This is a genomic window from Paraeggerthella sp. LCP19S3_G8, from assembly GCF_052119225.1.
Taxonomy (GTDB): Bacteria; Actinomycetota; Coriobacteriia; order Coriobacteriales; family Eggerthellaceae; genus Paraeggerthella; species Paraeggerthella hominis.
Window position 1 is genome coordinate 12802 of sequence record NZ_JBQKFQ010000003.1, and the last position, 21680, is coordinate 34481.

Genomic DNA, 21680 nt, shown 5'->3' on the forward strand with positions numbered 1-21680 from the left:
TATGACTTATTAAGATATACATGTAGAAAGCATATCATTTTACAAAGCGCTCTGCCGAGCACGTTGCCTGGCGCGAAATCGCGGGTCTGCGCTGCTCAACCAGCCCATCGGCCGCAGCCGTTTTGAGCGCCTGCATCAACAGGCCAGCTCATCGAAATGCGGTAAATTCGACGGGTATCGAAGACGATCGCCGGAAAGCGCAGACCCGCGATTTCGTACCAAGTGCAGGAGGCGCACGAGTCTCGCCCAGCAAAACGCATCCGGGTCCGCCGCGGCCCTGCGACCGAAAGACTCGGCGCATCCCCTACTCGAAGTGGTCCACGGCAACCTCAAGCTGACGAACGATGTCGATGCCCTGCGGGCACATGGCTTCGCACGCGCCGCAGGCAATGCACTTCGAAGCCGGCCCAGGAGCTGCCTGCCAGGAATACAAGCCCTTCGCGAAATCGCGATTCTCGGTCATAAGCTCCAGGTTCAAAAGGCTTAAGATCTCGGGGATAACCACGTGCTCCGGGCAGCCCTTGACGCAGTACCGGCAATTGGTGCAGGGAATGGACGCCAGATTGGACAAAATGCTCCGCGCCGTCTCCAGCGCCGCGCGCTCATCAGGCGAGAACGGCTTGTTGCCGCGATGCTCTTCCACGTTTTGCCGAACCTGATCTGGGGAGGACATCCCCGACAGCACCGTCAACACGTTCGGAAGGTTGTAGCAGAATCGGTACGCCCACGAAGCCAAGCTCAACTCCGGGCGACACGTCAGCAAGGGCTCCGCAACGCGCGGGGGCAGGTCGGCCAGGCGCCCACCGCGAGCGGGCTCCATGATCACCACGGGTACGTCGTGCTTTTCGGCAACCTCCATGCATCGGCGCGCTTCCACAACCGGATCGTCCCAATCCAGGTAGTTCACTTGCAGCTGAACGAAATCGGCATCAGGGTGCGCCCGCAGCAAGGCATCGAGCGCGTCGGGGCCGTCATGCATGGAAAATCCCCAATTCCGAATGCGCCCCGCCGCCTTTTCGCGCCTGGCAAAATCCCACATGTCATACGCGTCGAAGGTGGCGGTCCGAGCGCCGCCCACGTTATGCAACAGGTAAAAGTCAACGTAATCGACGCCCAAACGCTCAAGGGAGGTTCCCAGGTTGCTTTGAGCCGTCTGGGCATCCGGAGCCGCCCAGGCCAAGCACTTCGTGGCGATAGTGAACGAATCGCGAGGATAGCGCCGCACCAGCGCCTCCCGCAAAGCCGTTTCGGAAGCGCCCTCATGGTAGACGAACGCGGTGTCGAAGTACGTGCCGCCTCCCGCAATGAACGCGTCCACCATCTCTTTGAACTGCTCAAGGTCGATGCTCTTCTGGTCCTGAGGGTCCAGCAAAGGCAGGCGCATGCAGCCGAAACCGAGCTTCGACGTATTCTGGAATTCTGGTTTCACGAACGCTCCTTCTTGCTTTCCTGTATTCGGTGACAAGAAAAATCATACCTATTGGAGCAGGCTCCAAGTCAAGAAGTTTCCGTACGCGAAAAAAAGATCGTGCCGAGCCTGCATCCCACAGCAACGCTACGCGCGCGAACCGGAACCGGCAAGGCAATCGAACAGGTACTGGAATTCCTGCTCGAAAATGCTGTTGCGTAGCCGTATGAAGGCTATGTCATGCTCCACGGAGAAGCCTTCCAGCTCGACGGCGCGCAGCGTTCCTTCGCGCAGCTCCCGCTCAACCGCAGCCTCGTACAGAAACGCGATCCCCATATCCCGCTGCACGAATACCTTGATAATATCGAGACTCTCCACCACGCTCACCTGGCTGAAACCATCGACGGAAAGGTTGCGGGCGGCCAGCGCATGCTCGAGCACAGCGCGCGTGCCCGAGCCCCGCTCGCGCACCAGCACATGTTCGCCAAACAGGTCCTCCACCCGCCCCGGATCCTGACTGAAATGATGATCCGGCGCGCATACGCACACGAACCGCTCGCTTCGGTAGACGTTCCAAGCGTAAGCGCTCTTATCGAAGAACCCCTCCACGAACGCGCAATCTATTTTGCCCATTCCCAAAAGCTCAAGCAGTTCCGCCGTGCCGCCGGACCGCACGGTAACCCGGTACCGCGGGTGCTCGACCAAGAAGTCAGCAAGTGGCGCCGCAACCAAATACTCGCCCGCCGTCAGCGTCATGCCCACAACCAGATCGACGCGCGACCCGGCAACGGCCTCGGCAACGCGATCGCGCAGCAACGCCTCGTCATGGGCCATGGTGGACAGGGCGTCGCGCAGCATACGCCCCGCAGCGGTAAGCGCAAGCTTCTTGTTGCGGTAATCGAACAAAGAGGCACCGTACGCTTTTTCCAGGTACGCAATATGCTGCGACACCGCCGGCTGCGTCACGTTAAGCTCTTCGGCGGCGCGCGTGTAGTTCATCGTGCGGCACACCGTTAAAAACGTTGCTACGCGAAAGTCCTGCATACGAGCCTCCACCCTTCATCGAGCATCGTGCTTTTCGCCAATACCATAACAGTACCTTATTACTGCATAAATATATATTAGTTTCCTTTGTTGTTACGGTATGGAAGAATACGCCAAAGGCGCCTTCGGTCAGGAAGCTGCGCGTTTCGCGTGAATCATCGCGAGATCACCTACAACAAGATTATTCTCGTTTACGATAAGCTCAACAGAAAGGCGAGCCGTGCTCAACGTCATACAAAAAGTGCCCATCCCCACCGCTGGCGTCGCGCTCGGCCTGGCAGCGCTGGGCAATCTACTGCAACCGTACACCGAAGCGATCCATGTCGTTTGCGGCGCGCTCGCGTTTGCCCTCATTGCTTTGCTCGCTGCGAAAATCGTCCTGTTCCCCAACATGATTCGCGACGACCTGCATAATTCCATTCTGGCAAGCGTCAGCGCAACGCTGTTCATGACCCTTATGCAGCTGGCCGTTTACCTGGCGCCCGCCGCCTACGAACTCGCCTTCGCCATCTGGGCCGCCGCCGTCATCTCGCACTTGGCCCTTATGGGATGGTTCACCGCACGGTTCATCGCCCATTTCAAACTGCACGAGGTGTTCCCCACCTACTTTATCTGCTACGTGGGAATCGTCGTGGCCTCGGTCACGTCACCTACATTTGCAATGACGGGTGCCGGTCACATGTTGTTCTGGTTCGGATTCGCCTGTTACCTGGTGCTGCTTGCGCTGGTGACCTACCGCTACGCCAAGCATGAAATTCCCGAGGCAGCGCGCCCGCTGTTCTGCATCTACACGGCGCCCATGAGCCTGTCGCTTGTAGGGTACCTGGCAACCGCAGCCGACCCCAACCCCCTGTTCGTAGCCGCGATGCTGGTGCTGGCGCAAGCCCTGTTCGTCCTGGTGCTGTCGAAACTGCCCCGCCTTCTGCGCCTTCGGTTCTACCCAAGCTACGCCGCCATGACGTTTCCGTTTGTGATCACGGCAACGGCGCTGGGGAAGGCCCTGTTCTTCTTCCGAGCAAGCGGCGTCGCCCTGCCCGAAGCGCTCGACCTGCTGTTCGTTGCGGAAACGGCCATTGCGATTGTCATGGTGGCGTACGTTTTCAGCCACTACGTTCGCTTCTTCGTGCGCCGCATCGAGCAGCCGCAAAGCGCCGCCGTGCTGCAAGAGAACCAGCAAATCGCCCGCTTCTCGGAGAACTTCGACAACTAGCCGACCTCCGACCTCCGACCTCCGAAGGATCGAAGAGGGCCGTATGCATGCTGCGCGCAAACGCGTCGCAGGCGCAAACGGCCCTCTTCTCTTGCCGTTTGCCGTTTGCCGCTTAACGCGACAAGCAGCTACTTGCCCATCTCCAGGCTGCGAGCGAGCACCTGCATGCGGGCCTCGACATCCTCGATAATCCGGCTGCAATCCTTCAACTCGGCATACGAGTCAAGCCCCTCCACCTCGCGCACCGCCTTGTACTTGAGATCATGCTCGAGGCTGGCCCAGAAATCCATGGCGATCGTGCGCAGCTGCACTTCCACGGGAATGAACTCTTTCTTGTCAAGGAAGTACACGGGAATTCGCACGATCACGTGCAAACTGCGGTATCCGTTGGGCTTCGGACTTGCAATGTAGTCCTTCACCGTGACGATGGACAGGTCGTCTTGTTTCTGAAGCAGCTCCAGCAGGTTGTATACGTCGTGGATGTACGAGCAGATCACCCGCACGCCCGCGATGTCCATGATGTAGCGTTCCATGTTCTCGAGCGTGGGCTCTTTTCCGTAACGCTCCAGCTTCTCGAAAATGCTCGCGGGCTTCTTGATGCGCGATTCGATGTGGTGAATGGGATTGCGATTCTTCTTGAGGTTGAGATCCTGGTCCAAAATCTCGAACCGCACCTGCATTTCACGCATAGCAGCCTGGTACTTCTGAATGATCTCGCGCGTTTTCGCCTCAGCCTCGCGCAGGCGCCACAGGTCGTCCATGGGCCCGCGCAAATCATCGGTCGAACGAAACGCCGGCCGGATCCCTCCTTCTTCCACGGACCCGTTCTGATCAGCCCGTTCACCCGAAAACAAGGGTTCGTCTTTCACGCCGAACGCCACCTCCATGACAATGCTCCTTACAACAGTACGCGGTAAAGGTCGTATGATAGCCTACATCGAAGGGCTCGCACCGGCTAACGCAGCCTTTGCTTCTTCCCACAGCGCTTCAAGCTCATCGGCGGAAAAGTCCTCGATGCGGCGGCCCTGCGCCCATGCCGCGCCCTCCATGAACGACCACCGAGCGCGGAACTTCGCGCAGGTTGCACGCAAGGCCCCTTCGCCGTCCACGCCCATGCGGCGCGCTACGTTCACCAGGCTGAACAGCACGTCGCCGAACTCGAGCTCGACGGCTGCGGCCAATTGCGCAGCGCGGGGGTCGGCCGCGCTCGCATCGATCTTCCCGTTCGAAGCCTTGGGGGCTGCCGCGTACGCCTCGCGAAGCTCGGCCACCTCTTCGTCCACCTTGGCCCACACGTCCTCAAGGGTTTTCCATTCGAATCCAGCCGAAGCTGCTTTGCGCGAAATCTTCTGAGCCTGCATAAGCGCGGGGAAGCTGGTGGGGACGCCGTCCAGAAGCCCCGAAGGACGAGCGCCGTCGGCTTGCGCGCTTTCGTCCGCCGTTCCTTTTTCGGAAAGCTTCACCTGATCCCACAAATCCAAGACCTCGCCCGCATTGGCGGCCTGGCTCTCCCCGAACACATGCGGATGGCGGCGCACCATTTTCGCATTAACGTCGGAGCATACGTCGTTGATGTCGAACGACCCCGCGTCGGAGGCTATCTGGCTTTGCAGTACCACCTGCAGCAAGACGTCGCCCAGCTCTTCTCGCAGGTGGGAGTTGTCTCCGGCCTCGATAGCATCGACCGCTTCATAGGCTTCCTCGATCATGTTGTGCGCGATGCTCTGATGAGTTTGCTCGCGATCCCACGGGCAGCCATCGGGCGCGCGCAAGGCAGCGATAGTGGCAACGAACTGGTCAAACGACGGATGCTCGATCGGATGGGCGGCAATGTCAAGCGCGGATTCGCGACGGGATACGGTCATGGGACGGTCCTTTCTGCTGTTCTTCTGCCCAGCAGTATACCCCTCGCCGTCAAAACGAAACCAACGATGCCGCAGGAACCGAAAACGCACGAAAATCAACCGCACGCGACGCGCGGCGACAGGGCGCGGCAACAGGGCGCGGGAGCACGCTGGACAGCGACGTGCGGCAGGGCGCGGGGTTCGCACGACGCGCCGCATGTCGCACGCGACGCGCGCCCCGCAAGCAATGCGGCCGGGGCTGCGCTCCAACAGCAGCAGCCCCGGCCGCGAAAGCCCTATGCCCTCACCTGCCTACGCCTTCAGAATCGCGGCAAGATCGTGCTCCGGATCGCCCACGGGATGCACGTCGAATTCGCGCACCAGCACGTCAAGCACGGCGGGAGAAACGAACGCCGGCAACGTCGGGCCCAGGTAGATGCCCTTGATCCCCAGGTGCAGCAGGGTCAACAGGATGCAGACGGCCTTCTGCTCGTACCACGACAGAACCAGCGTCAGCGGCAGATCGTTCACGCCGCACTCGAACGCCTCGGCCAGCGCCACGGCAACCTTGATCGCGCCGTACGCGTCGTTGCACTGCCCCATGTCCATAAGGCGCGGCAGGCCGCCGATAGATCCCAGGTCCAGATCGTTGAAGCGAAACTTCCCGCACGCAAGCGTCAGCACGATGCTGTCCTCGGGGGTCTTCTGCACGAACTCGCGGAAGTAGCTGCGCCCGGGGCGCGCGCCGTCGCATCCGCCCACCAGGAAGAAATGGCTGATAGCGCCCTGCTTCACCGCATCGACCACCGTGTCTGCAACTCCCAGGATAGTGCCGTGGCCAAACCCGGTCACAAGCGACGCGTCGGCGCCGGCGCTCTCCCCGCGCGAGCCTTCGATAGCTGCGAATACGCGCGGCTCGGCGAACCCGCCCAGCTCGAGCGCGCGCTCGATGACGGGGCCGAAGTCCTTGCTGCCATCTTCCGCAGCACCGATGTGCGCGGCACCCGGATACGCCACCACGCCGGTCGTGAATACGCGATCGGCATAGGAGGATGCCGGCGGCATGAGGCAGTTCGTGGTGAACAGGATGGGTGCGGGCAGCTCCGCAAACTCGTCGCGCTGGTTCTGCCAGGCCGTTCCCAGGTTCCCCTTGAGATGCGGATACTGCTTGAACAGCGGATACGCATGCGCGGGAAGCAGCTCTCCGTGCGTGTAGACGTTCACGCCGCGGCCAGCCGTCTGGTCGAGCAGCAGCTTCAAATCATGCAGGTCATGACCGGTTGCCACAATAAACGGACCCGCTTCCACCGTGCGCGACACGGTGGTGGGCTCGGGGGTGCCGAACGTTTGCGTGTTCGCCTGGTCGAGCAGTTCCATGCAGCGCAGATTCACTTCGCCTACCATGAGCGCCAGCGGCAGCAGCTCGTCGGCCTGCGCAACGGCAACCCCCTCAAGCCCCTCGTGCATGAACGAGGACACGGCTTCGTCCCGATACCCCAAAACCGCAGCATGATACGCATACGCGGCCATCCCGCGCAAGCCGAACAGCACAAGCGACCTGAGCGAGCGCACGTCTTCCAGATCATTCCAAACTTCACGCAAGTCCAGGTCGGGAGCCTGATCCATGCCCGCATCCGCAGCTATGAGCGCCTTCTGCGCGCGAGCGAGCCGTACAAGCGATTCCAGCTCCGCATCGTCGAAGTCCACGTTCGTCAACGTGGCGAACAGCCCTTCCATCACCAGATCGTCGGCCGCGCGTCGAGCATCGCCCGTCACGCCCGCCGCACGCACCGTACGCGCCAGGCCCACGAGCGCGCCCGTCAGCTCGTCTTGCACCTGGGCGGTGGAAGCTTGCTTGCCGCACGCTCCCGCAGCGCCCGTGCAACCGCTGCACCCTATGGTCTGCTCGCACTGGAAGCAAAACATTGCATTCGCATCCGTCATTGCTCTTCCTCTCTTTCGAGGGTCCGCGCCTCCCTCGGTCCGCAGCATGCGCCGCGAAACCAGAACGCGCTCGCCCGCTCTCGTCTTGCGTAGTTGCAACCCTACGACACAACCGCTATGCTTTCCGTTGTAATTCCAACAAAGGAGCACAATGGACCGCTACGCCCATCTGATCAACCGCTCGCCCCTGTTCCACGGCATCGATCCGCAGCACGTCGACTCCATGCTGCAATGCCTGGGCGCGCACCAGCGCAGCTACCCCAAAGGATCGGCCGTCTTTCGCATAGGAGACACCTCGTCGACCATGGGCTTGGTGCTGGAAGGGTCGGTTCGGCTCGAAAAAGAAGACTGGTGGGGAAACCGCAGCATCCTTGCATCCTTCGGTCCGGGGCAATCCTTCGGCGAGGTGTACGCCTGCGAGCAGGATCTTGCCTACGACATCAACGTAATAGCCGCCGAGGAAACAACGATCCTGTTCATGGACGTAGGCCGCGTTACCACCATGTGCCCCACCTCCTGCGCGTTCCACGCGCAGCTCATTCGCAACGTGCTGGGCGTGGTAGCGCGGCGAACGCATGCGCTCACCCGCAAGATCGAGCACACGTCCAAACGCACAACGCGGGCGAAACTCTTGTCGTATTTGTCCGACCAGGCCGAGATGGCCGGAGGGCATCGGTTCACCATCCCGTTTGACAGGCAAGAGCTGGCCGATTACCTGTCAATCGACCGCAGCGCCATGTGCGCCGAGCTTTCCCGCATGAAGCGGGAGGGCTTGATCGATTATCATAAAAGCCAATTCGAAATCACCCGAGGGAGCGCCCTATGATCAACCCCCGCACCGCCGCATTGCTGATCATCGACATGCAGCATGGATTCATCGACGCGTCATCGTCTTTGTGCGTAGCGGGCGCAGCCGCCACGGTGCCCGCCTGCGCCCGCGCGCTGGATGCGGCCAGGCGCAGGGGGATGCCCGTGTTTCACGTGGTGCGCTCGTACGCCGAAGACGGATCGGACGTGGAAGCCTGCCGACACGAAGCGTGGGCCGAAGGCGGCAAGCCGGTATCGACCGCATGCGCAAGCCCGCGCTCGCTTGAGGAACCGGCGCCGCTCGCGCCGCAACCGGGCGACCGCGTGCTGGTGAAGCCGCGCTTCTCGGCGTTCTTCAACACGTCGCTCGACCTGACGCTCAGAAGGCTGGGCATCACCACCGTGGTCCTCACGGGCACCACCACGCCGAACTGCATCCGGACCAGCTGCTACGACGCGCTGTCGCTCGACTACAACGTGGTGGTCGTGGAGGACTGCACGTCATCGCGCTCCCCCGCCGTGCAAGCGGCCAACATCCAGGACATGGCCCACATCGGGGCGCACATCATGACGTGCGAGGAGTTCTGCGACCGCGGCTTGGCCGACGTTCGCGACACGGCAGCCAACGCGCGCGCAGCGCAGCGCAACGCTTAAGGAAGAAGGTACCCATGCCCCTGCTAGAGATCGACGTGCTCGAAGACCCCCGGCTCGACGCGTACGCGCGCCTGACCGAAGCGCAGCTGCGCAGCAAGCTCGAACCCGAGAAAGGCATATTCATCGCCGAGTCGGGAAAGGTCATCGAGCGAGCGCTCGAAGCCGGCTTGGAGCCGCTGTCGATGCTCATGGAGGCGAAATGGGTTCCCGCTTTGCAGCCCGTCATCGATCGCATCGCCCTCGATCACCCCGAGGTGCCCGTGTTCGTCGCACCGCACGACGAGCTGGCGAAACTCACCGGCTTCGAGCTGACCCGCGGCGCGCTGGCCGCCTTCCGTCGCCCCAAGCCGCGCAGCGTTGCCGACGTAGTTGCCAACGCTCGGCGCATCGCGGTGCTCGAAGACATTACGAACCACACCAACGTGGGAGCCATCTTCCGCTCCGCCGCAGCGCTGAACTTAGATGCGGTGCTGGTCACGCCCTCGTGCTACGACCCGCTGTACCGGCGCGCCGTGCGCGTTTCTATGGGAACCGTGTTCCAAGTACCTTGGACCCGCATCGGAGACGATGACGCCGCCCGAGCAACGGGCCACAGCACCTGGGCGGAAGAGGGCGTCCCCCTGCTGCACAGTTTGGGCTTCAAAACGGCCGCCATGGCTCTTTCCGACGATTCCGTATCGCTTGACGACCCCGCTCTTGCCACCGAGGAAAAGCTGGCCATCGTGCTGGGAACGGAAGGCGACGGCCTTTCCCGCAGCACCATCGCACGCTGCGACTACACGGTGCGCATCCCCATGGCCCATGGCGTGGATTCGCTCAACGTAGCTGCGGCGAGCGCGGTAGCCTTCTGGGAGCTGCGCGCACGTCCGTCGGCGCGCTAAGGCCAACGACGAGCCGCAAGCCGCATCGCCAGCACCGCGCCAGCCGGGGATCGCCCGCGCGACAACCGCTCAAGCATAGGAATCGCTCGGCCGCCGCAAACGAAAGCATGCGGCACCTATGAATTCCATAGTCATTCGCTATTGTTTTATTGACTCCCCAATCTGTACTTGCTAAAGTTACAGTTATTGCACGTACATACTGTACCGGCAGATAAGGAGCAAAGACCGTGAACCTTCGAACGAAACGCCTCGGCCTGGCACTGAGCCTTGCCGTCCTTGCAACAGCAGGGCTGCTGGCGCTTGTCGCCTGCTCGAACCCGTCGTCAACCCAGGAAGGAACAAGCATGGAGCGCACGAGCGAATCCGACGCATCATCCAACGCGCATCGAACCATAGATTCCATCGAGGCCCAAGGCTTGATCGAGCAAGGAGGCGTCACCGTAGTCGACGTGCGCACACCAAAGGAATACGCCGAACGACACATCCCCGGTGCCATCAACATTCCCGTTGAGACCATCGGCGACCAGCAACCCGCCGAGCTGACGGACCCGGATGCCGAGCTGCTGATCTATTGCCGCTCGGGAGTGCGCAGCAGGCAGGCCGCCGAGAAGCTGGTATCGCTGGGGTACAAAAACGTAACCGACATGGGAGGCATCATCGACTGGCACGGGGAAACAGTTGCAGGTTCCCAACCGAACGGCAGCTAGATTCCAAGGTTACAGGTTCGCCTTGCAGGGCCGTGCGCGTCCCGCTCAAGCAGACACGTGGACGGGTATGGGCAAACTGTTCCGCACGACCAGCTGCGGGAAGCGCACGGCCCTGCAAGGCGAACCTAATGCCCGAGCCCATGATCCTGAACCACAGGATTGCGCCGCAACGCCACCGACGCATGGCGAGTGCCGACCCGCCATGCACGAGCCACAAAAAAACGTGCGGACGGGGCAAGCCGTCCGCACGTTGGCGAATCCATGCAAGACGTGCGCTTACTTTGCAACCAGCACCGGAATCTTGGAGCCGTGCAGTATTTTGTGACTCACGCTGCCCAAGTACTCTTTAAGGCCGCTCAAACCGCGATTTCCCACAACCACCAGGTCGTACTCGCGCTGATCGACCAGTTTGAGAATTTCGGTGGCAGGGTTCGTGCCCGTCAGCAACAAGGAGTCGATGCGAGCCGCCACATCCTCGCGCACGTCCGCAACCGCTTCGGCAAGCAAGTCTTCCCCGTCGGAAATCATCATGTCGAGAATCTCTTTGAAGCTGGCCATCTGGCTCTCGTCCAGCAACGGGATGGGAACGACGTACGCGATGTCGATATGCACCGCGGGATTGACTTCGGCCAAGCTGACGGCCATATCCAGAGCGCGGCGTCCGCCCTCGGATTCGTCGAACGCAACAAGCAGGTTGTTCACAGCCATAATCGGCCCCCTTTCGGTCGCGGCAGGCCCTGAGCCCACCGCCTCTGCTTCCCCTTCAGTATAAGACTTTTTCCCTACTCTGACCACGGAAAACAGGTAACGTGAGCGTAGCGAAAGCAATTCGGGAAATCCGCCCGCTCCCCCACCTTGCCGCCCTGCTCCCAACCTTCGTCCCGCTGCCCCGACCGGCCCTGCAACCGCGAAGGGCCCGGCAATGCCGGACCCTTCGCTCGTTCGCATGAAAAGATACGCTAGTCGATAGGCGTCGCATCCAAGGTCAAGCTGTCGAAGTCCAGGGGATCTTCAACCGTGCATTCGTAGTTGCCGTCCTGGTCGATGCCGATCAGCACGTGGCTGCGGTCGCGCAGATTGCCCTCGACCACCTTTTGCGCGATACGGTCCACGATCTCGCGCTGGATGAGGCGCTTGAGCGGGCGCGCTCCGAAGATGGGATCGTAACCGTCGATGGACAAGTGCTCCATCGCGGCAGGCGTCACATCGAGCGTGATGCGACGATCCGCCAAACGCGCGCGCACTTCCTCAAGCTGCAGATCGACGATAGGCTCGATGTTCGTCATGTTGAGCGCGTTGAACACCACCACGTCGTCGATACGGTTGATGAACTCGGGCCTAAACGTCGCGCGCAGCGCGCCGTCGATGGCCTGCTTCATGGCCTTCTCGTCGCCATGCTCGGCAAATTCGCGAATGAACTGCGACCCCACGTTGCTGGTCATGATGATGATCGAGTTCTTGAACGACACCACGCGGCCCTGCCCGTCCGTCAAGCGGCCGTCATCGAGCACCTGCAGCAAGATGTTGAACACGTCCGGGTGGGCCTTTTCGATCTCGTCCAGCAAAATGACGCTGTACGGCTTGCGGCGCACGGCCTCGGTCAATTGGCCGCCTTCGTCGTAGCCCACGTATCCCGGAGGCGCGCCGATCAAGCGCTGCACGCTGAACTTCTCCATGTACTCGGACATGTCGATGCGCACCATGGCCTTCTCGCTGTCGAACAGGTATTCCGCCAGCGCCTTGGCCAGCTCCGTCTTGCCCACGCCCGTCGGGCCCAGGAACAGGAAGCTGCCGATGGGACGATCCGGGTCGGACAGGCCCGCGCGGTTGCGTCGAATAGCGCCGGCAACCGAGGACACGGCCTCGTCCTGGCCCACCACGCGCTCGTGCAGCTTATCCTCAAGGTCGACCAGCTTCGCCATTTCGCCCTGCATCATCTTCTGCACGGGGATGCCGGTCCAGGTGGACACCACTTCGGCAATCTCGTCGTCGGAGACTTCCTCTTTCAGGATAGCCCCGTCCTGCTGCTTGACGTTGAGCGCTTCCTCGGCGGCATGCAGCTGCTGCTGCAATGCGGGAATGCGCGCGTAGCGAATTTCGGATGCCTTCACTAGATCGCCCTCGCGCGTGGCGCGCTCCTCTTCAAGCTGGGCGCCTTCCAGCTCCAGCTTGAGGTTCTGCACGCTCTCGATCGCGTCCTTCTCGTTCTGCCATTCGGCCTTGCGCTTGTCCAAGTCCTCACGAGCCGACGCGATTTCACGACGCAGCACGTCAAGACGCTCGCGGGAAGCCTCGTCGCTCTCCTTCATGAGCGCCTGCTCCTCGATCTGCATCTGCGTGAGCTTGCGCTCGGCAGCGTCGACCTCTTCCGGCATGGAGTCGATCTCGATGCGCAGGCGGCTGGCAGCCTCGTCCATGAGGTCGATGGCCTTGTCAGGCAGGAATCGATCGGAGATATAGCGGTTCGAAAGCTCGGCCGCGGCAACGATGGCGCTATCGGTGATGCGCACGCCGTGATGGATCTCGTACTTTTCCTTAAGGCCGCGCAGGATAGCGATGGTGTCCTCGACCGTAGGCTCGCTGACCAGCACTGGCTGGAAACGACGCTCCAAAGCGGCGTCCTTCTCGATGTACTTGCGGTACTCGTCAAGCGTGGTCGCGCCAATCGCGTGCAGCTCGCCGCGGGCGAGTGCGGGCTTCAGCATGTTGCCCGCGTCCATGGAACTGTCGCCCGTGGAACCGGCGCCCACGATGGTGTGCAGCTCGTCGATGAACAGGATGATGCGGCCTTCACTCTGCTTGACTTCGCGCAGCACGGCCTTCAAGCGATCCTCGAACTCGCCGCGGTACTTGGCACCGGCCAGCATCGCGCTCAGGTCCAGCGTGATGATGTCGCGATCCTTCAAGCTGGAGGGGACATCCCCTGCCACGATGCGCTGCGCCAGACCTTCGACGATGGCCGTTTTGCCCGTTCCCGGCTCGCCGATGAGCACGGGGTTGTTCTTCGTACGGCGGCTCAGCACCTGTACAGTGCGGCGGATTTCCTCGGCGCGGCCGATCACCGGGTCCAGCTTGCCTTCGCGCGCCTGCTGGGTCAGGTTCTGGCCGTACTGCTCCAACGCCTCGAACTGCACTTTATTCTGCTGGTCGGTCACGCGCGTGTCGCCGCGCAGCTCATCGTAGGCGGCTTCGATGGTCTTGCGCGTTACGCCCGCCACGCTCAAAACCTTGCCCGCCGCGCCCTTGTCTTCAGACAGGGCAATCAGCAGGTGCTCGCTTGTAGCGTAGCTGTCTCCCAGCTTTTCGGCCACCTTCACCGCATTGTCGATCACGCCCAGCAAAGCGGGACCGGGAATGCCGCTCATCATCATGTTGTTGTTGGAGCTGACCTTCGGCATGCGCTGAATCTCGGCATCCACGTTGGCAAGCAGCTGGAAAGGCTCCGCGCCAATGCGCTTGATGATGGCGGACAGATTGTTTTCTTTCGATTCGAGCAATGCCTTCAGCATGTGGATCGGTTCCGCCTGGGAGGCCTCGGCTTCAGAAGCGATCACGATCGTCTGCTGAAGCGCCTCCTGCGCGCTGAGGGCCAGCTTGTTCAAGTTGCCCATGTTCATATACGTTCCTCCTTCGCTTTCGTCTATGGCAAAAGCAGGTCTAGCTAGGGTAGCTGTCGAAACGAGGGCGGCAGGTCGGAAACGCGCACCAGGGCGCTGACGCTCTCGCGCGTTTCCAGCTCGTGCACGCGGTCGGCCAAGCGGCGAACGCGTTTGTGCAGGTCGTCAAGTTCGTTGTCGCGCTCGTCAAGGCGCCCCTGCAAATCCAGAATGCGGATGACGCCTGCCAAGTTGATGCCCTCGCCCGTCAGCTCGTTAATAAGCTCCAGGCGTTCGATGTCCGCTTGCGAGTACATGCGGGTGTTGCCGCTGGTGCGCTGCGGAGACACGAGACCCTTCTGCTCGTACGCACGCAAGGTCTGGGGATGCACGCCAGCCAGCTGCGCGGCCACGCTGATCATGTACAGCGGGCGGTTGCGGTCGGTACGTTCGCTCATTGCGCCCAGCTCCTCACGTCTTCCGTTGTCGCAGCCAGGTAATCTTCCATAGCCTTCTTCTGGCCTTCGTTCATTTCCTTCGGAACCAGCACCTTGACGGCAATTTTCAGATCGCCCGAGCCCTCGCCCTTCACCTTGGGAGCGCCCTTGCCGCGCACGGTCAGAACGGTGTCGTCCTGCGTGCCGGCGGGAACCTTCACGCGCACCTTCGTGCCGTCAGGCGTGGGAACCACCACGCTCGCGCCCAGCGCCGCCTCGGCCACGCTTACCGGCACGTCCATGAGCACGTCGGCGCCCTTGCGGCTGTAGTAGGGATGCTCGTCGATCTTGGTGGTGATCAGCAAGTCGCCCGATGCGCCGCCGTTTTCGCCCGGACCGCCCTTGCCCTTGAAGCGCAGACGACCGCCGTCGACGGCGCCGGCCGGAATCTTCACCGTCAAGGTTTCCGATTCGCCGCGGCCCGGAACGCGCACGGTCACGCGCTTCTCGGCACCCGAAAACGCCTCGTCGAACGTCACGTTCAACGTCACGTTCATGTCCTGGCCCTTGCGCGGGCGCGGCTGGCGGGCGCCGCCGAAACCGGAGCCGTTGAAGTCCCAATCGGAACCGAAGGCCCCTTCTCCGTGGCGAATGCTCTCCAGAATATCGGCCCAGCTGCCGAAGCCACCCGCGCCGCCGCCGAAGATGTCTTCGACGTTCACGGCACCGCCGCCCCAGCCTTGGGGAATATGGTTCTCGTTTGCCGTGCCGTACTGGTCGTACAGCTTGCGCTTCTTGTCGTCGGAAAGAACCTCGTACGCCTCGTTGATCTCCTTGAACTTCGCTTCGTCGCCGCCGGCGTCGGGATGGTGCGTTCGTGCCAGCTTGCGGAACGCCTTCTTTATCTCATCGGCCGTCGCCGTGCGTGGAACGCCCAGCGTCTTGTAATAGTCGGGAGTGGCCGACATGCGCTCCACCTTCCTTTCAATGTGAGGAGGCCCACGACATCGCGCCGAAGCCTCGCTGTTACCTGTTCATCATTAAGCAAAAGCGGGCTACCGTATGGTGTCGCCCGCTTGCCGTTGCTTTACTTCTTTTCCGCGTCTTCCTGCGGCTTTTCGCGTTTTGGTCCGCCGGTGGTAACGGTCACCATTGCGGGTCTCAAGACCTTTGATCCCATCTTGTAACCCTTTTGGTACACTTCGCTCACCGTTTCGTCGGGGACGCTTGCGTCATCGACCGTGGCAACCGCCTGGGCTTCCAGCGCATCAAACGCCTCGCCCGCCGGATCGATAACCTGCACGCCGTCCTTCGTCAACACGCCGACGAACTTCGCATGCACCGCCTTCACGCCGTCGAACAGTCCTGTTTCACCGTTCTTGGCTGCGTAGTCGATAGTGCGCTCGAAGTCGTCGATGACGGGAATCAGCCCGGAAACAAGCTTCTCCGTAGCGCGCGCCTTCTCGACTTCGCGCTGCTCGGTCGTGCGACGGCGGTACGTATCCCACTCGGCATGCAAGCGCATGAACTTGTCCTGCCACTCGCGCGCTTCCGCCTGGGCCTGGGCGACCAGCTCGTCGTTGGTCGGCTGGGCTTCCGCAGCAGCCTCGGCGCCTTCGGCCGAAGCCGCTCCAGGGGCGCCGCCCTCGGCCGATCCTTGCGGATCGACCGGGACAGCATCGGCCACGGCGTCGGAAGAGGAGGGGGCGCCGTCGCCCGCGTTGGCATCGCGTCCCTGCTGCTGAGACTCCTCGGCAGCAGCGCGGACGTCTTCAATGGGGATCTGCTTGCCTTCGCCTTGCGCCGCGCGCGCCGGCGAGGGTGTGCTCGGCTGGGCCATGGCGATTACTTCCCTTCCTTCGTGTCGTCGTCTTCGACAACCTCGTAGTCAGCTTCAATGGTGTCGTCAGCGGGAGCCGTTTCAGCGGCAGCCGCACCGGCACCGGCAGCGGCGCCCTCGGTGGAGTACACAACCTCGGCCAGCTTGTACCCGGCCTGCTGCATCTTCTCGGTCGCAGCCTTGATGGCATCCATATCGGAGCCCTCCAGAGCCGTCTTCGCCTCGGCGATGGCCTCTTCGGCAGCAGCCTTCACGTCAGCCGGAGCCTTGTCGCCCACTTCGGCCAGCGTCTGCTCGGTAGCGTTCACCAAAGCGTCGGCGTTGTTGCGGATCTCGACTTCTTCCTTGCGCTTCCTGTCCTCTTCAGCATGCTGCTCGGCATCCTTCACCATGCGCTCGACCTCGTCGTCGTTCAGCGCGGTGGAACCGGAGATGGTGATCTGCTGCTGCTTGCCGGTGCCCAGGTCCTTGGCCGACACGTTCACGATGCCGTTGGCGTCGATGTCGAACGTAACCTCGATCTGAGGCACGCCGCGACGAGCCGCGGGGATACCGGTCAGCTGGAACTTGCCCAGCGTCTTGTTGTCGCCCGCCATCTGACGCTCGCCCTGCAGGACGTGGACCTCGACCGACGTCTGGTTGTCCGACGCGGTGGAGTAGATCTCGGTCTTGCGGGTCGGGATGGTGGTGTTGCGGTCGATCATCTTGGTCATCACGCCACCCATGGTCTCGACGCCCAGCGAAAGCGGGGTCACGTCCAGCAGCAGGATGCCCTCGACGTCGCCAGCCAGCACGCCGCCCTGGACGGCAGCGCCCATGGCCACGACCTCGTCCGGGTTCACGGACATGTTCGGGTCCTTGCCGGTGAGCTTCTTCACGATGTCCTGCACGGCGGGCATACGGGTGGAGCCGCCCACCAGAATGACCTCGTCAAGGTCGCCGGACTTGAGGCCCGCGTCCTTGAGCGCGCGCTCGACAGGGGTGCGAACGCGATCCAGCAGGTCCTTCGTGATTCGCTCGAACTCAGCGCGGGTCAGCGTGTAGTCCAGGTGCTTCGGGCCGGACGCGTCAGCCGTGATGAAGGGCAGGTTGATGTTGGCCTGCGTGGTGGAGGACAGTTCCATCTTCGCCTTCTCGGCGGCTTCCTTCAGACGCTGCAGAGCCATCTTGTCGGCACGCAGGTCAATGCCGTTTTCAGCCTTGAACTTATCAGCCATCCAGTCGATGACGCGCTGGTCCCAGTCGTCGCCGCCCAGGTGGTTGTCGCCTGCGGTAGCCGCAACCTCGAATACGCCGTCGCCCAGCTCGAGAATGGACACGTCGAACGTGCCGCCGCCCAGGTCGAAGACGAGGATCTTCTCGTCCTTGTTGGTCTTGTCAAGGCCGTAGGCCAGCGCAGCGGCCGTCGGCTCGTTGATGATGCGAAGCACTTCGAGGCCCGCGATCTTGCCGGCATCCTTGGTGGCCTGGCGCTGAGCGTCGTTGAAGTACGCGGGAACCGTGATGACCGCCTGGGTCACCGGGCCGCCCAGCTGCTTCTCGGCGTCGTTCTTGAGCTTCTGCAGAACCATGGCGGAGATTTCCTCCGGCGTGTAGTCCTTGCCGTCGATGTCGACGACCGCACGACCGTCCTTGCCCTTCTGGACCTTGTAGCTGACGGTCTTCTGCTCTTCGCCCGTCTCGTTGAAGGAACGGCCGATGAAGCGCTTCACGGATGCAACCGTGTTCTCGGGATTGGTGACGGCCTGGTTCTTCGCGGCCTTGCCCACCACGCGCTCGCCGTCCTTGCGGAAGCCTTCGACGGACGGCGTGGTGCGGTCGCCCTCGGCGTTGACGAGGATTTCGGGCTCGGAACCCTCCATCACGGCCATGGCGGAGTTCGTGGTGCCCAAGTCGATGCCTAGAATCTTACCCATTATCATGCTTCCTCTCTGTTGGAGTTTGTAACCAATGTTCACGTGTCAGCAGTTGTTGTATTCGCATGCAATGCGCGCTCGGGAGCGCGCGGTCGTCAGCAAGGACCAAGCAAAAGGTGCTGCCTCGACGCTCAATCCGCTTTCGATGTTTTGGAATATATAATCTAAGTCTTTGGTTGTCAAGTTAGTTACCAATTTGTCACACAAGTTATTTCAACACGCCAACTATAGACACCGCAGCAACTCCTTCAGGGGCAATTCGGCACTTGTTACGCAGCATGCACGCACCTGTTGCAAGGCCGACGCTTCCGACAAGTTCACAAGACCGCGGACCAGCCCGCGAAGCAACGGCGCAGCCCGCGCAAGAATGAAAAGCCGGGCGCGAAGCGGCGGCAGCACCGGCGGCCAGAAGCGCCGGGACAACCGGATGAAGGCCCGCCGACCGAAAGCGTTGCGCGGCTAGCTCCGAACGCAAAAAAGCTCCCGCCTCCTGCGAAGGAGACGGGAGCTTCAAATTCGCTCAAGCGAGCAGTCCGAGTGAGGAAGTTACTCTTCGACAACCTCGGGAATGGCGCCCATGGGGCACTCTTCAACGCAATCGCCGCATGCGATGCAGGCGTCCTCGTTCACGACCTCAGCGACGCCGCCAACGACTTCGAGCACTTCCTGCGGGCACGCATCGACGCAGATGCCGCAGCCGATGCACTCATCGGCTTCGATAACCGGGTGAGCCATGATAACACTCCTTCTCGTCTTTAAAGCAACCCAGCGCCAAGGCCGGAGGGCTTCCCCAAAACTTCATGCCCGCAAGATACCATTATTCCCGCCGATTGCAAGAAAAAATGGTGAAATTCTCAGGGTGCGGCGCGAAAAGCGCCGTCGATTTACCATCGACAACCGCGCGGCGCTTTCAAGTCCCGCTTCAACAAGAACGGCTTCGAATATCTAGCAAATTCTGGGCAGTTGTTCCCCCACCAGCATGTCGAGGATGCGCGTGCCGCCGAAAGCCGTGCGCAAGAACACCTTGGAGCCGCGTTCCGGCTGCGCAGCGGTAACCTCTCCGATCATGGCGGCGTCGGCACCGTAGCGGTTCGCACGCATGGCAGCCAACGCGGCTTCGGCCTGATCGGCGGCTACCACGCACACCATTTTGCCCTCGTTCGCCACCTGAAGCACGTCGTAACCCAGCATGTCGCACGCGCCCTGTACGGCAGGCTTTACGGGAACGGCATCCTCTTCGATCGTGATGTCGGTCCCCGACTGCGCCGCAAGCTCGTTCAGCGTAGACGCCAAACCGCCGCGCGTAGGGTCGCGGAAGCAGCGCGTAGAAGGAGCCGCCGCAAGCACGTCGGCGATCAAATGGTTGAGGGGCGCGGCGTCGCTTTTCAGGTCGGCCGAGAACGAAAGAGATTCGCGACAGCTCATGATGGTGATGCCGTGATCGCCCAAGGTTCCCGTGACCAGCACTTTATCGCCAGGCTGGCACCGCGACCCGCCCAGGTCGATGCCTTCGGGAAGCGTGCCCACGCCCGAGGTGTTGATGTACACCCCATCGCCATGACCGCGGTTGACCACCTTCGTGTCGCCGGTGACCAGCGCAACGCCCGCTTCGCGAGCGCATTCGGCCATCGATGCGCAAATGCGCTTCAAATCCTCGATGGGAAATCCCTCTTCCAGCACGAATCCGCAGCTCAGATAGCGTGGCGTTGCGCCGCTTGTAGCCACATCGTTCACCGTGCCGCACACGGCCAAACGACCGATATCGCCGCCGGGGAAAAAATGCGGAGTAACCACGAAGCTGTCGGTCGAAAACGCCAAGCGCTCGCCCGGAGCAGGGGCGGGCAGCACCGCCGCATCGTCACCGCGCAACAGCTCGTCTCCGGCGTACGCCGCGAAGAAAACTTCGTCTATGATGCGTTTCATCATGGTACCGCCACTGCCGTGGCCCAACATGACCGTCGTGTCCATACTGCTCCCTACATATACTGCCCGGTCGTAGTTACGACCAGACGACCGTTCTGCACGCCCTTCGTGCCCAGAATAAGGTTCGCGATATCCTGCACCAAGCCTGTTTCACCGCGCACCACGATGACCTCCAGGCAATTGTGCGCATCCAGATGGACGTGCATCGAGGAAACGATTTCCTGAAAATACTCGTGCTGGATGGCGTGCAGCTTCTCTTGCAAATCGCTTGCATGGTGATCGAACACGATGGTGATCGTGCCCACCACCTCAACGCCGGGCGTGGAGCATTCGTCTTCCACCAGCGCATCCCGCACCAAGTCGCGCACGACTTCGCTGCGGTTCTTCGCCAGGCCGCGACGCGCTACCAGCTGGTCGAATCGAACAAGCAAATCCTCGGGCATTGCAACCGAGAACCGCATGAGATCATTGCCCATGGATGCTCCGCTTACACCAGGCTGACGGTAACGCCGCCCGCCGACTCGGCGTCGTCCTCAAGGGCGTCCTTGGCCTCGTCGAGCAACGCGCGCACATCGTCGAGCAGCGCCTGCGCCGCATGCAGCTTCTCGCTGACAGTAGCGTAGCCGGCATCGCCCGCCGTATGCCCAAGGGAGTGCGCCCAACGGCGCTCCAGCTTAATATGGTCGTCGATCTGGTCGATCATCTGCTCGAACTGACCCGTGTTGATACCGTTCGTGCACATAGCGAGCCTCCTTTATCGTACGGCAACCGCCCCTTGCAGGAAGCGCGGCGCAAGCTGCCCGTTTCTTGCTATCATGATTGTTATACGGCGAACCAGAATGGACCGCAAGGGACAGTGTGAAAAAATCTGCAAACGGTAACATGTACGAGGTCGCATTGGATGAAGCGTGGGAGCTGTTCGGAGCCCACCTGAGCGGCGCGCGCTCGGGGCTCGTGTGCGTGCTGAGCACGCAACAGCTTGACGAGCGCAGTCGCAATGCGCTGAACAGCTCCGCCGCAGCCCTCGGGTACGGGCGCGATGCCTGCCTGTTCGCAACGTTAGCCCCCGAGGGAACGCCCCTTGACAGCCAAGCGCTGTTTTTGCTGATCGAAGGCGTGGACCCGCTCTGCCTTGTCGCAACCGACGAGGCCGCTCTTAAGGCGCTTTGCGAGACGTACCGATGCAAAGCCGTTCCGGGAAAAGCGAGCCGCGTTTTCGGACGCACCTGCGTGGCGTTCCGGTCGTTTTCCCGCATGCTCGACGACGGCCAAGAAAAACAAGTGGCCTGGGCCCTGCTCAAGAAGCTTCCCAAACGGGGCGACGCAAAAGGGCGGGACCGGTAAAGCCGAGCGAGGCGGAGGGGCTACGTCACCGACCTTGCCCCTCCGCCCTATCTCGTCTTACCGGTCCCGCTTCCCATCGGGAGAGCCGGCCGAAGCCGGCCCTCCTTGCAACGCGAAACGCGTCC

Annotated in this window: 21 protein-coding genes; 6 read left to right on the top strand and 15 right to left on the bottom strand. The window is 61.8% G+C overall.

The features are described from left to right. Window positions 1–304 precede the first annotated feature (304 nt). Window positions 305–1429: an aldo/keto reductase gene (locus ACTQZK_RS03700; RefSeq protein ID WP_418830180.1), complete on the bottom strand. Its 1125-nt coding sequence runs from the start codon at window positions 1427–1429 to the stop codon at window positions 305–307. A gap of 126 nt (window positions 1430–1555) precedes the next feature. Beyond that, window positions 1556–2452 carry a LysR family transcriptional regulator gene (locus ACTQZK_RS03705; RefSeq protein WP_428421137.1) on the bottom strand — a complete coding sequence of 299 codons (897 nt, stop codon included), beginning with the start codon at window positions 2450–2452 and terminating at the stop codon, window positions 1556–1558. A 220-nt stretch (window positions 2453–2672) separates the two neighbouring features. Here ACTQZK_RS03705 and ACTQZK_RS03710 point away from each other — a divergent pair, with 220 nt between their 5' ends. Next, window positions 2673–3662, top strand: coding sequence for a TDT family transporter (locus ACTQZK_RS03710; protein WP_225749572.1), 990 nt, complete (start codon window positions 2673–2675; stop codon window positions 3660–3662). Between the two features lie 128 nt (window positions 3663–3790). On the opposite strand, the gene ACTQZK_RS03715 is transcribed toward ACTQZK_RS03710, so the two are convergent. The 3 genes from ACTQZK_RS03715 to hcp form a co-directional block, all read right to left on the bottom strand. Then, window positions 3791–4549 (bottom strand): GTP pyrophosphokinase, encoded by a 759-nt coding sequence (locus ACTQZK_RS03715; RefSeq protein WP_225749573.1) that lies wholly within the window; start codon window positions 4547–4549, stop codon window positions 3791–3793. 45 nt (window positions 4550–4594) lie between these two features. After that, complete coding sequence (gene mazG, locus ACTQZK_RS03720; protein WP_225749574.1) at window positions 4595–5527, bottom strand: nucleoside triphosphate pyrophosphohydrolase; 933 nt, start codon at window positions 5525–5527, stop codon at window positions 4595–4597. A 291-nt stretch (window positions 5528–5818) separates the two neighbouring features. Continuing rightward, window positions 5819–7450: a hydroxylamine reductase gene (gene hcp, locus ACTQZK_RS03725; RefSeq protein ID WP_225749575.1), complete on the bottom strand. Its 1632-nt coding sequence runs from the start codon at window positions 7448–7450 to the stop codon at window positions 5819–5821. Window positions 7451–7601: 151 nt separating this feature from the next. Here hcp and ACTQZK_RS03730 point away from each other — a divergent pair, with 151 nt between their 5' ends. The 4 genes from ACTQZK_RS03730 to ACTQZK_RS03745 all read left to right on the top strand — a co-directional run bounded on the left by ACTQZK_RS03730 (window position 7602) and on the right by ACTQZK_RS03745 (window position 10499). After that, window positions 7602–8276, top strand: coding sequence for a Crp/Fnr family transcriptional regulator (locus tag ACTQZK_RS03730; protein ID WP_114566619.1), 675 nt, complete (start codon window positions 7602–7604; stop codon window positions 8274–8276). Beyond that, the gene (locus ACTQZK_RS03735; RefSeq protein WP_216529195.1) at window positions 8273–8911 is read left to right on the top strand and encodes a cysteine hydrolase family protein; all 639 of its coding nucleotides are present in this window, start codon (window positions 8273–8275) and stop codon (window positions 8909–8911) included. Before ACTQZK_RS03730 ends, ACTQZK_RS03735 begins: the two co-directional genes overlap by 4 nt. 14 nt (window positions 8912–8925) lie before the next feature. Continuing rightward, window positions 8926–9792 (top strand): TrmH family RNA methyltransferase, encoded by an 867-nt coding sequence (locus ACTQZK_RS03740; protein ID WP_216529194.1) that lies wholly within the window; start codon window positions 8926–8928, stop codon window positions 9790–9792. 227 nt (window positions 9793–10019) lie between these two features. After that, window positions 10020–10499: a rhodanese-like domain-containing protein gene (locus ACTQZK_RS03745; RefSeq protein WP_225749576.1), complete on the top strand. Its 480-nt coding sequence runs from the start codon at window positions 10020–10022 to the stop codon at window positions 10497–10499. A gap of 276 nt (window positions 10500–10775) precedes the next feature. On the opposite strand, the gene ACTQZK_RS03750 is transcribed toward ACTQZK_RS03745, so the two are convergent. The 10 genes from ACTQZK_RS03750 to ACTQZK_RS03795 form a co-directional block, all read right to left on the bottom strand. Further along, window positions 10776–11207 (bottom strand): universal stress protein, encoded by a 432-nt coding sequence (locus tag ACTQZK_RS03750; protein ID WP_114566622.1) that lies wholly within the window; start codon window positions 11205–11207, stop codon window positions 10776–10778. A gap of 251 nt (window positions 11208–11458) precedes the next feature. Continuing rightward, window positions 11459–14116 carry an ATP-dependent chaperone ClpB gene (gene clpB, locus ACTQZK_RS03755; protein ID WP_225749577.1) on the bottom strand — a complete coding sequence of 886 codons (2658 nt, stop codon included), beginning with the start codon at window positions 14114–14116 and terminating at the stop codon, window positions 11459–11461. 44 nt (window positions 14117–14160) lie between these two features. Next, a complete protein-coding gene (locus ACTQZK_RS03760) occupies window positions 14161–14553 on the bottom strand; it encodes a heat shock protein transcriptional repressor HspR (RefSeq protein ID WP_114566624.1) in 393 nt (130 codons plus the stop codon). Beyond that, window positions 14550–15500 (bottom strand): DnaJ C-terminal domain-containing protein, encoded by a 951-nt coding sequence (locus tag ACTQZK_RS03765; RefSeq protein ID WP_114566625.1) that lies wholly within the window; start codon window positions 15498–15500, stop codon window positions 14550–14552. Before ACTQZK_RS03765 ends, ACTQZK_RS03760 begins: the two co-directional genes overlap by 4 nt. 119 nt (window positions 15501–15619) lie before the next feature. Then, complete coding sequence (locus ACTQZK_RS03770; RefSeq protein WP_114566626.1) at window positions 15620–16372, bottom strand: nucleotide exchange factor GrpE; 753 nt, start codon at window positions 16370–16372, stop codon at window positions 15620–15622. Between the two features lie 5 nt (window positions 16373–16377). Beyond that, a complete protein-coding gene (gene dnaK, locus ACTQZK_RS03775; protein WP_114566627.1) occupies window positions 16378–18288 on the bottom strand; it encodes a molecular chaperone DnaK in 1911 nt (636 codons plus the stop codon). Between the two features lie 546 nt (window positions 18289–18834). Continuing rightward, entirely contained in the window at window positions 18835–19023 is a 189-nt protein-coding gene (locus ACTQZK_RS03780) for an ATP-binding protein (protein WP_114566628.1), read from the bottom strand. A gap of 210 nt (window positions 19024–19233) precedes the next feature. Further along, window positions 19234–20256, bottom strand: coding sequence for a hydrogenase expression/formation protein HypE (gene hypE, locus ACTQZK_RS03785; RefSeq protein ID WP_225749579.1), 1023 nt, complete (start codon window positions 20254–20256; stop codon window positions 19234–19236). Window positions 20257–20264: 8 nt separating this feature from the next. Next, window positions 20265–20687, bottom strand: coding sequence for a nickel-responsive transcriptional regulator NikR (nikR, locus tag ACTQZK_RS03790; RefSeq protein ID WP_114566630.1), 423 nt, complete (start codon window positions 20685–20687; stop codon window positions 20265–20267). A gap of 11 nt (window positions 20688–20698) precedes the next feature. After that, window positions 20699–20953 (bottom strand): dynein gamma chain protein, encoded by a 255-nt coding sequence (locus ACTQZK_RS03795; protein WP_114566631.1) that lies wholly within the window; start codon window positions 20951–20953, stop codon window positions 20699–20701. A gap of 116 nt (window positions 20954–21069) precedes the next feature. Between ACTQZK_RS03795 and ACTQZK_RS03800 the strand changes: the two genes are divergently transcribed. Further along, window positions 21070–21555: a hypothetical protein gene (locus ACTQZK_RS03800; protein WP_225749580.1), complete on the top strand. Its 486-nt coding sequence runs from the start codon at window positions 21070–21072 to the stop codon at window positions 21553–21555. The last annotated feature ends 125 nt before the right edge of the window (window positions 21556–21680 follow it).

Bases quoted from the DNA above. Each gene is read 5' to 3' on its own strand.
- mazG (WP_225749574.1), bottom strand. From the start codon at position 5,527: ATGACCGTATCCCGTCGCGAATCCGCGCTTGACATTGCCGCCCATCCG.
- ACTQZK_RS03705 (WP_428421137.1), bottom strand. From the start codon at position 2,452: ATGCAGGACTTTCGCGTAGCAACGTTTTTAACGGTGTGCCGCACGATG.
- nikR (WP_114566630.1), bottom strand. From the start codon at position 20,687: ATGGGCAATGATCTCATGCGGTTCTCGGTTGCAATGCCCGAGGATTTG.
- ACTQZK_RS03715 (WP_225749573.1), bottom strand. From the start codon at position 4,549: ATGGAGGTGGCGTTCGGCGTGAAAGACGAACCCTTGTTTTCGGGTGAA.
- hcp (WP_225749575.1), bottom strand. From the start codon at position 7,450: ATGACGGATGCGAATGCAATGTTTTGCTTCCAGTGCGAGCAGACCATA.
- ACTQZK_RS03765 (WP_114566625.1), bottom strand. From the start codon at position 15,500: ATGTCGGCCACTCCCGACTATTACAAGACGCTGGGCGTTCCACGCACG.
- ACTQZK_RS03735 (WP_216529195.1), top strand. From the start codon at position 8,273: ATGATCAACCCCCGCACCGCCGCATTGCTGATCATCGACATGCAGCAT.
- ACTQZK_RS03750 (WP_114566622.1), bottom strand. From the start codon at position 11,207: ATGGCTGTGAACAACCTGCTTGTTGCGTTCGACGAATCCGAGGGCGGA.
- clpB (WP_225749577.1), bottom strand. From the start codon at position 14,116: ATGAACATGGGCAACTTGAACAAGCTGGCCCTCAGCGCGCAGGAGGCG.
- ACTQZK_RS03770 (WP_114566626.1), bottom strand. From the start codon at position 16,372: ATGGCCCAGCCGAGCACACCCTCGCCGGCGCGCGCGGCGCAAGGCGAA.
- dnaK (WP_114566627.1), bottom strand. From the start codon at position 18,288: ATGGGTAAGATTCTAGGCATCGACTTGGGCACCACGAACTCCGCCATG.
- ACTQZK_RS03730 (WP_114566619.1), top strand. From the start codon at position 7,602: ATGGACCGCTACGCCCATCTGATCAACCGCTCGCCCCTGTTCCACGGC.
- ACTQZK_RS03780 (WP_114566628.1), bottom strand. From the start codon at position 19,023: ATGGCTCACCCGGTTATCGAAGCCGATGAGTGCATCGGCTGCGGCATC.
- ACTQZK_RS03760 (WP_114566624.1), bottom strand. From the start codon at position 14,553: ATGAGCGAACGTACCGACCGCAACCGCCCGCTGTACATGATCAGCGTG.
- ACTQZK_RS03795 (WP_114566631.1), bottom strand. From the start codon at position 20,953: ATGTGCACGAACGGTATCAACACGGGTCAGTTCGAGCAGATGATCGAC.
- ACTQZK_RS03740 (WP_216529194.1), top strand. From the start codon at position 8,926: ATGCCCCTGCTAGAGATCGACGTGCTCGAAGACCCCCGGCTCGACGCG.
- hypE (WP_225749579.1), bottom strand. From the start codon at position 20,256: ATGGACACGACGGTCATGTTGGGCCACGGCAGTGGCGGTACCATGATG.